General features: G+C 51.5%; 11 protein-coding genes. 1 reads left to right on the top strand and 10 read right to left on the bottom strand.

Annotated features, from left to right (window positions below):
* The 7 genes from WCX19_RS14635 to WCX19_RS14605 form a co-directional block, all read right to left on the bottom strand.
* The coding region (locus tag WCX19_RS14635) for a kelch repeat-containing protein (RefSeq protein WP_373009414.1) at positions 1-625 on the bottom strand (625 nt) is incomplete at its 3' end.
* A 529-nt stretch (positions 626-1154) separates the two neighbouring features.
* Complete coding sequence (locus WCX19_RS14630) at positions 1155-3563, bottom strand: hypothetical protein (RefSeq protein WP_373009412.1); 2409 nt, start codon at positions 3561-3563, stop codon at positions 1155-1157.
* A 693-nt stretch (positions 3564-4256) separates the two neighbouring features.
* Positions 4257-4415 carry a hypothetical protein gene (locus WCX19_RS14625; RefSeq protein WP_373009410.1) on the bottom strand — a complete coding sequence of 53 codons (159 nt, stop codon included), beginning with the start codon at positions 4413-4415 and terminating at the stop codon, positions 4257-4259.
* Positions 4416-4445: 30 nt separating this feature from the next.
* On the bottom strand, positions 4446-4976 hold the full coding sequence (locus WCX19_RS14620) for a shikimate kinase (RefSeq protein WP_373009408.1): 531 nt from the start codon (positions 4974-4976) through the stop codon (positions 4446-4448).
* A gap of 133 nt (positions 4977-5109) precedes the next feature.
* On the bottom strand, positions 5110-5499 hold the full coding sequence (locus tag WCX19_RS14615; RefSeq protein WP_373009406.1) for an HIT family protein: 390 nt from the start codon (positions 5497-5499) through the stop codon (positions 5110-5112).
* 99 nt (positions 5500-5598) lie between these two features.
* Entirely contained in the window at positions 5599-5745 is a 147-nt protein-coding gene (locus WCX19_RS14610; protein WP_373009404.1) for a hypothetical protein, read from the bottom strand.
* A gap of 25 nt (positions 5746-5770) precedes the next feature.
* On the bottom strand, positions 5771-5977 hold the full coding sequence (locus WCX19_RS14605; protein ID WP_373009402.1) for a hypothetical protein: 207 nt from the start codon (positions 5975-5977) through the stop codon (positions 5771-5773).
* 176 nt (positions 5978-6153) lie between these two features.
* Between WCX19_RS14605 and WCX19_RS14600 the strand changes: the two genes are divergently transcribed.
* Positions 6154-6522 carry a hypothetical protein gene (locus tag WCX19_RS14600; protein WP_373009400.1) on the top strand — a complete coding sequence of 123 codons (369 nt, stop codon included), beginning with the start codon at positions 6154-6156 and terminating at the stop codon, positions 6520-6522.
* 135 nt (positions 6523-6657) lie between these two features.
* Here WCX19_RS14600 and WCX19_RS14595 read toward each other — a convergent pair whose 3' ends face one another.
* From WCX19_RS14595 to WCX19_RS14585, 3 genes are all read right to left on the bottom strand, one after another.
* Complete coding sequence (locus WCX19_RS14595) at positions 6658-7551, bottom strand: HD domain-containing protein (RefSeq protein WP_373009398.1); 894 nt, start codon at positions 7549-7551, stop codon at positions 6658-6660.
* Positions 7552-7928: 377 nt separating this feature from the next.
* Positions 7929-8402 carry a peptidylprolyl isomerase gene (locus tag WCX19_RS14590; protein WP_373009396.1) on the bottom strand — a complete coding sequence of 158 codons (474 nt, stop codon included), beginning with the start codon at positions 8400-8402 and terminating at the stop codon, positions 7929-7931.
* Positions 8403-8543: 141 nt separating this feature from the next.
* Positions 8544-9164: a peptidylprolyl isomerase gene (locus WCX19_RS14585; RefSeq protein WP_373009394.1), complete on the bottom strand. Its 621-nt coding sequence runs from the start codon at positions 9162-9164 to the stop codon at positions 8544-8546.
* Between the last annotated feature and the right edge of the window lie 219 nt (positions 9165-9383).

Below are 9383 nucleotides of genomic sequence, written 5' to 3'. Positions count from 1 at the left end.
GAACGATGCTGCCGTCCGGCATTACTACACTGCTGTGGAAGAATCGTTTCTCCCACCCGGAACCTGCATTCACCTGTACCCACGTTTTACCGTTATCGGTTGACCGCCATGTATCGTTGAAGAGGAGGGTACCATTCCCGTCACCACCGCCCATGAGAACGATACTGCCGTCCGGCATCGCGACCGCAGTATGTCCCTGCCGTCCCGACCACCCGGAACTCGCGTTTTCCAGCGTCCATGTGTTGCCGTTATCGGTTGACCGCCACGTATCGTTGAATGTCGTGATTCCTGTCGTATCAATACCTCCCATGAGAACGATACTGCCGTCCGGCATCGTGACAACTGCCTGGCTGTCCCGTTCCGACCACCCGGAACTCGCGTTTTCCAGCGTCCACGATTGCGTATAGGTCTCATCGCCAAAGAACCATGCCCATCCCGTGGGGCTGCCCGACGATGCATCGGTGAACTGCACGGTCATGGGGGCAGTGCCGGAAAGGGGAGTTCCCGCGAAGTTGGCAACCGGTGCTGGGACGAGTGTATACGTGAACCGGTCAGATGTTGTCGCCACGGGATTATTCCCGGTTGTTCCTGCACAGACCGGCACACCGATACCGGCCACGACCATAACTATACACAGGATAAATAAAGTCCTGTTCGTAAATTGACAGAATGGTTTAATCATTTTCTTTCACTTCCTCAAACCCGACGGTGGGTACATTCCCTCGTGTGTAGCGATCCTGACAGGCATCCGCGGGAGAAATACAAGAATAGTCGTACTCATCCAGTTACCCGCTTAATGTTCTCTCCATGGGGATGCAGGTTGACAGAGGGCATTTGTTCAACAATCCAATTAACAATTCCCATTTGTATAGGGATAAGATATATCCTCCATAATCTTCATTTTATAAAAAATGGAACTACGGGAAATATTTGTATCTGCAAGCCGGCACACCCGTGATGGTGAAAAACCGGGCTGACAGGACACATCCGGCCAGAGTGGACAATTTTAGCCATTTATCGGGTTTGAACGAGGTGTATGTCTCCCTTAAAAGAAAATAAAAAATGAATCCCGGGGGATCTCGGTTTGGAAATCCCCGGTACCGTTACACCGATTTTTTTGGAATCGGGAAAAAGAAAATAGTTCACCGGCAACTTCATGCCCAGTGTCCCACTTCCGGGATGTCGTTATTAGTACCGAACCTGAACTGGTAGTCGATCGTTCCATCGAGGTTGGAGTCCAGGTACCAGTAATTCGTGGATTTTCGGAACACGCCGATCCCTGAGGTCCCGGCTCCGTTCCAGTCACCTACAACCTGCGTGTCCCCTGCTTTTCCTAACTTAACCGTTTTATCGGCAGTACCATCATTATTGAAATCCAGATACCAGTAACCGGTGGATTCTCTGAACACGCCAATCTCTGATTTTCCGGCACCGTTCCAATCCCCGACAACCGGTATATCCCCTGCCTTTCCTAACTTAACCGTTTTATCGGCAGTACCATCATTATTGAAATCCAGGTACCAGTAACCGGTGGATTTTCGGAACACGCCGATCCCTGTGATTCCGGTGTTGTTCCAGTCACCTACAACCAGCGTGTCTCCACCCTTCCCGAACTTAACCGTTTTGTCGGCAGTACCATCATTATTGAAATCCAGGTACCAGTAACCGGTGGATTCTCTGAACACGCCAATCTCTGATTTTCCGGCACCGTTCCAATCCCCGACAACCGGTGTATCCCCTCCCTTCCCGAACTTAACCGTTATATCGGCCTTTTCATCATTCGTGGAATCGAGGTACCAGTAACCGGTGGATTTTCGGAACACGCCGATCCCTGAGGTTCCGGTGTCGCTCCAGTCTCCCACAACCGGTGTGTCCTCACCCTTCCCGAACCTGACCGTTTTATCGACTTTTCCGTCGTTATTGTAATCCAGGTACCAGTAACCGGTGGATGCCCGGAACACGCCGGCAGTGGTCTTCGGGGAGGTTATATTATTATTTACTGATACCGTTATACTCCCCGTATTTTTATTCGCAGCTTTGTCATATGCAGTTACAATAAGCGAGTAATTACCATTTGCAGCATTGACAACGGTCGTGTTAGACCATACATTTTCAGTTCCTTTACTGAAAATTATCAATCCCGAACCTATACGTGTGGCATCCACAGTGACATTCTGAACTCCGCTGTATGCATCCGTTACTATCGCATGTAATTTTACAGATTGACCACTCTTAACTGATGTCTGATTTGTCGGATAATCTACCGCTAAAGAAGATAATGATGGTGGCTCTCCATCCCATGAGTACTTCGTCCAGTGTGCAACACTGAATGTAAGAGTTTTTGTAGAATTATCCCAGGTCTTATTGGTAACTACACTACTTGATGGCGGAACCAAATTGTCGTTCTGCAAAATATTTGGATCTGTTGTGAATGCAGTCAGGTTGTATATCGTAAGGGTGGCGGCTTTATTAAAAGCAATCAGGGCATCTGCGGAAACGTTGAGATCCATGGACTTCCCGGAAATTCTGAGCATTTCTCCGAGATGTTTCATCTGCATAGCAGTCGTATAATCTGTCAGATCGATTGGTTCGTTGAACTGTAACTTGGCAATTTTTCCCGTCGAGGAATTGACGGGTTCAAATATGAGATAAGCAGCGCTGTAATCCGGGATAGTGTGCCAGTCAGTCGTATCCCCGCCGAGATCGCTGGATGGATCCTCTTTTGGATTGAAATTCCCAAGAATGGTAAGTGCACCAATTTGCGGGATATTTATAATTTTATCCCCATATGGCGTAGTTACTGACAAGGTTACGTTTATCCAGGCCTGATTTACATTTTCCAGGCCGGGTATTGTTCCTAATGTATGGGTTATGTCGTAGGAATAATTTCCATCAGGCTGCAAAACTCCTGAATTATCATATTCAACCAATGTTGAACCATCGACTGAGGCAAAACTGGCTGTAACGTTGGTAAATTTCGTGCCGTCTATGGAAGTGACAACCATCTTTACAGGACTGCGGTCATAGAAAAACGACACATTTGCAGGATGGGCCGGGGTTGCCTTGGACGAATCATACCCAATTACACTGACACCCATATGGGTAAATGCGATAATCAGGAGTGAAGTGGAACCTGAATTGCCTGCATTATCGGTAGCCGTTACCGGGAGGAGTTTTGCGCCACCGGGTCTTATGACTTTATCGACGTATACATTCGCGCTGTAAACAAGGGCCGTGCTACCATTTATTATAACTGAGCCGTCCTGAACCATCGATAATTGACCCGTCGTGTTTACTTGTGAGACATCAACAACCACATTCGATATACCGGATCCACTTATATCGATAACTGCCACATGGAGAATTGCATTTGGGCATGTGTCACTTGCGATACCTCCTGAATCATCCTGATAGGTTGTATTTTGTTGTATCACTATTGGGGCAATTGCGGGCGATCCTATCGGTGCAGGTGTAACTGCATGTGCACCAATCGTAACAAATGTCATTACCAGTGCCAGCGACAGCACGACATTTACCATGTACCATTTAAAAGTCCTGTCCATTTTTACCACCGCGTTTTAATTTTTTTTGAGTAGTGATAGTGAACATAAGAATCATATAAATCTATTAATAACTTGTGATTAATCTCCCTTGGAGAACCAGTCCAATTAAAGATGAACCGTTTTGGACAGATCCATGGTAGAGTTCCCTTCGATCTGTCCGTTTTTGTTGAGTGATTTTTTGTATTATCTCATGTGTGGAAGAACCGCACAACGAGGACGAAACGGGTCAGGTATGAAGAGCTGGAACTAAAAACGGTGTGGTTGTACAGCCGATCGGAACAGGTGCGTCCTTCAGGAACCCGCCCGCGAATCTCATTATTCCTCTCGTCCTTCGTCCTCTCTCTCGCGTAACACCGCCCGCACAGCATCCCCCCTGGCACCCGGTCCAATCCGGGCTTATTTCGGCTTCTGATTGGGGTCTGACCTACGAAAAAGAAGCCCGAATCGGGCTCCGTTTAAAAATACTCCTGAATTTGCCGTATTTTCGAAATCGGGCAGATTAAAACGATCTCATAGCGCGGTTATGAGGGCAGATCTCATGTCAAACCACCATTTACACGATCCGGAAAAAAGAGGCCGCCAGAACGTGAATGTGGGGCTGTGAAGGGCATTATATGGGGCTCAATTTTGGTGTATTTTGGCAAAATATAGGCTAAAATCTGTCTGATTTCAAGGGATCGCAATCGGACGATTTTACGGGCGTTTTTCTGGCATCATACGGAGGGACAACAGGCGCCGGGTCCTGTCCTCGTGCCCGCGTTTTTCTGATTCTATGCGGAGGCTCCGGGTGATCGAGCCGGTTACAGAGTTATGGTGGGCTGTGACGTTTGTGAGGTGAATGATTCCATCCAAACACCCGCCGCCAGCCAAATCCCAAAAACCCTATACCTGAAACCCGGCAAGTTCCTCAATCACTTTCCCGACAATCTTCTCAAAAGGATCGTCTGAACAATCGATCGTTATATCGGCATACTTTTCATACAGGGGAACCCTCTCGTCGTACATATCCCGGAGGCTCTCGCCAGAAAAGAGGACAATTCCCCGGGTCGTGATGTTATTGAGTCTCTTTACCATCTCCTCAAAGGAGATCTTCAGGTAAATGACAACGCCCGCTTTGAGATATTCCATCGCCTTCTCGCTGAAAACAACACTGCCCCCCGTGGCAATGACCGAATTGTGACCGTGAAGAGACAATATCGTTTTCTCCTCGATTTTCAGGAAAGCATCGGGCCCCTCCGTGTCAATAATTACCTGCAGGAGCCTTCCGGAATTTTCCTGTATCACGAGATCAGTATCGGTAAACGTCCTTCCCAGTGTTTTTGCAAGGATTACTCCGACGGTGCTCTTCCCTGCACCGGGCATGCCGATAAGAATAATGTTCTTCATGGGGTTTTTGCCGTCCCCGGAATTCATGGTAACCTTTGATTGATAAACCCGCATACTAAAAACACCCGCCGTTTTTACTTTTCTTGAGGATTTCGATCAGCCGGCAAAAATGATGAGATGACTCGATCATTCCATGACGGAAGTAGCAATTTCAAATCCTTCATTTAGTTGGTTTTTTTAAAATCCTCTCTTGTTTATATGGCACAACTCCCCGCACCCCTCCCCGGGGATCCCGGACATCCCCGGCATACCGGGGGATCATGTGGCAATGGCAGTGCATCACGGTCTGCCCGGCCGCTTCGCCCACATTGAACCCGATGTTGTAGCCGGCCGGGTGGAATTGTTCCTCAATCACCTTTTTGCACTCACCGATGAGGTCCAGGGTTGCATGCCTTTCATCATCCGTCATCGAAAAGAAATCCGGTGTATGCCGGAACGGGATCACGAGCAGGTGTCCCCTGCTGACCGGGAACCGGTCCCAGCGGGCGTAACAGAGATCGTTCTTCGCCACAATATCTTCAGCCGGGGGATTACAGAACGGGCATTTCATGGATTACTCCCGGCAGCGAGTTGATTTTTTAATTTTCGAAAGACCGGTCTGTTCATTCTTATCGGATTATCCTTTCTTATCGGGCATAAGGATTCGGGTTCAACCCGGGCCGGAGCCCACGCTGGCTGTGGGGTCGTCCCCGATCAGCCTTGTGTGGTGGGACCGGGGCCCGGCCGCAAGGGTAAATGCAGCAAATACCCCCAAAGGAACTCTAAGGAAACCGGGCAGGAGCGATCCACTGCTCATAATTTATAAAAAGAGATCCGGGAATTCAGTCATCATCATCATCGTTTTCTGGCCAGACATATTCATCACCTGGTGAGTTCGTCTGGTCTTCATAAAGATCCCGTACGTTGCGGCAGGGATCCAGATCCGGGTTTTCCTCGTCCCACGGGTCATTGTAGTTCCCCCGCCGTTTCTCCTCCCCGAAGCCTTTACCGCCCCGGTTCCCCGCCCGGTCTTTTATGCTTCTTCCCATCAGGTCTCACTCGCCTCTGCTCAATTACCGGTAAATCTAAAAACAATCCTGCTTTACTATATAAAAATTTTTTGGCGGATTTGGAAAATAACGTTCAGGTAATTTCCTTCAACACCGGTCGACGACAGGTGCGGGGCCCGGCACAAAAGTACAAAAATGCGTAACGGCAATCTGCTATGATGCAGCGGATCATAGACACCGTGGTAATTGGCATCATTTCCTGGCTGGTCGGGTACATCACCTCGCTTATACTGTTCTTCTCGCCGTTTACGGGTATCATGGGCTGGATCCTCCTTATCGTTTTTACCCCAATCACTATCGCATTTACCTGGTGGTGGTTCAGGGAACGGGAGCTTTCCCTGATGTATTATGTGGGAGTCGGGATAACGTGGATCGTTATTGCGGTTGTGCTCGACTACCTGTTTATTGTCCTGCTGCTTCATGCCAGTTATTACGGCCCCGATGTGTACGTGTACTATGCCCTGATGTTCTTAATCCCCGTAGGAGTCGGTCTTGTACTCCGTAGAAAGCCAATGGCAGCATAAAGGTGAAGGGGGGTGTCGGGCTGTCCGCCCGCACAATCATGCCTGATTGCATGGTTATCCGGGGCCGGGGGTTGGCCATAGGGCAAATTAAAAAATCCGCACGGTGGCAGGGTGTGTTGCCCGTATTATTTTTACTTAACGTTGTGTGGCCCGGCCGCTGCTGCCCCGGTGCAGGGGAACAAATTTTGCGCCCTGCATCCGGATCCCGGAAACAATCGTCTGCCCGGCGGCATTGGCTTTTTCCGAGGTCACCGCGATCACGTCAACCGCGTCTGCAAGCGGCCCGGCCCTGACCTTGGGCGCGAGGATCTCCTGGACCTGGAAGATCCCGGCCGAACTGGACATGTGAATCAGAAGGCCGATGGGCTTTTCTGCTCCTTTTTTGATCTCGACTTTTTCGATAGCAAGTGCCGAGACCGAATGGATCGTGATGCTGCCCGTTTCGAACGCGACCCGGCCCCGGCCCTTGGTCATGTCGGTCGAGTCCGCGATGCAGACGAGTGCCGCCTCGATCGTGAGCGGTTTTGGCACGCCATGATGGGTGTAGATCGCGGAGAGGATGAACGACCGGATCGCGGTGCGTTTTTGCGGATCATCGTAGACCTGTGGCAGGAGCCGGTCGAGAAGGGGAAGGACGAGCACGACCCCGAGGTCTGCGTGATCCTCGCGGTGCACCATGTTCCCGAGGTCGTGGCAGAGCATCGCCGTCAGCACGACGAGCGCCGCGTCGTCACGGTCACCGAATTTCCCAGCGATAATGTCGGGCACAAACGGCGAGCCGTCAAGGAGGTCGAGCATGGTGAGTGCCGATGCGGTGGCAACCGTCGCGTGGGTCCGGCCGTGATCGTTCATCCCCAGTTTTGTCGAGGCAATGTAGTTTGCCATCCGCCAGCCGGCCTGCACTTCGGCATCGCCGGTCAGGAGTTCCCACATCTTTTTTGCCCGGGGCCTTCGGGCGAGATGGCGTTCGATTGCCGCCGTGGAATGCGCTTCGAGATCCGGGTCCTGGTCAACTGAGGGTTTTTTCATGATCGCTTCCTGTTGTACTTTCTCTCCGGCCCGGCACATAGGTGTTACTTTGGGGGAAATGATGACGGGCGATTCAGGAGTGTCCGGGATTTTTTAGAGGTGCGAGGGTTCCCCGCCTCAGGCCCCCTATCAGGGCACGGCGGGGCAGGGAGTTTTTCAGGATTTTTCGATCCTGACCCGCCGCGGGGGCGTCCCTTCGGGGCGGTGGCACTCATCGTTACTATCTAAAAAATCTCAAAGAGACTGCGATATCATTCCCTTGCAGTGAAAGAATCTGTTTTTGAAAACCGTTGTCTTTTGTTATTACGACCGGCATAAACGAGCCGATTTAACAACCTGCGAAAAAAGAATAAACCCGGATTTTTCCCAGGAACCACTTACTCTACAACCGCGTGGAGAATCGTAACCTTCTCTTTTGGCCGGTCGTCAGCGTCGGTCTTTGTCTTACCGATCTTGTCCACGACATCCATACCTTCTGTGACCTTCCCGAAGACCGGATGTTTGCCGTCGAGGAAATTATTGTTCACAAGGTTGATGAAGAACTGCGAACCGCCTGTGTTCGGGCCGGCGTTTGCCATTGAGATGGTGCCCCGGTCGTTACGGTTATTGCCCGTGAACTCGTCCTTGATTGCGTAGCCCGGCCCTCCCCTGCCGGTCCCGGTCGGGTCGCCGCCCTGCAACATGAACCCGGCGATCACGCGGTGGAAGATGACGCCGTCGTAGTAGCCTTTCTTTGCGAGCGTTTCAAAGTTGCCGGCCGTGATCGGCATTTCGGGGTCGAGGGCTATCGTGATGTTGCCCATGTTCGTTTCGAGCCGTACCCGTTTTCCGGGTTCCTGTGCTGGAGTCATGATTGCACGGGAAGTATGTGTGCCCGCGGGTGATATTCTTTGTTTTCGTGCACGGTTGGAAAGAGCCCCGTTACAGGGGATTTCCCGGCCGGTTCCCAATGCCCGTGAAAAAGAGGATAGGTGTGTCCGGTAACGAACTCCTCACACCATCTCTGCGTGCAGGATCGTCACGTTTGTTTCCGGTCGGTACTTTGCATCGGTTTTCACCTTCGCAATCGCATCCACCACGTCCATCCCCTCGACCACGGTCCCGAAGACCGGGTGCTTGGTGTCGAGATAATTGTTGTCCACGAGATTGATGAAGAACTGCGATCCCCCGGTGTTCGCGCCGGCATTGGCCATCGCGACCGTGCCCCGGTTGTTCCGGTTCGTGGCCGTGAACTCATCGGGGATGGTGTATCCGGGCCCTCCCCTGCCGGTCCCGGTCGGGTCGCCGCCCTGGATCATAAACCCGGGGATGACGCGGTGGAAGATGACACCGTCATAGTAGCCTTTCTTAACGAGCGTTTCGAAGTTACCGGCCGTGATCGGCATCTCCGGGTCGAGTGCGATCGTGATGTTACCCATCGTCGTTTCGAGCCGGACTTTGTCCTGCGTGGCAAGGGTTGCGGACTGCGTCATGCCGGAAGAACCGGTGGTTCCCGGTGTCGTCACGGTTGCGGAAGCGGCCGGGGAAGTCCCGCCCGTCTGCGTGCACCCGGCAGAGAAGAGCAGGGTACATGCGAGAATGGCGAGGAATAGTACCGTTCGTTGCAGTATCATGGAGTACCCGGTCAGCCCGGCGCGAAAAAAAGTTTTTGAAAAAAAAGATGCGCTCAGGGGGTCTTTGGTGCATCGTCAGGTTTGCGGCCGAAGACGTAGAGCCCGGCGAGCACGATGATAATGGAGACCACGCCGGTCACAATGATCCATTCTCCCTGGGTAGTCGAGGCTACGTAGTCGCTTGCCGCCACGTCAATCCCGAGGATTGCAACCGTGTTG

It is taken from the genome of Methanoregula sp., assembly GCF_041663825.1.
GTDB lineage: Archaea > Halobacteriota > Methanomicrobia > Methanomicrobiales > Methanospirillaceae > Methanoregula.
This window is presented reverse-complemented; position numbering and strand designations above follow the sequence as displayed.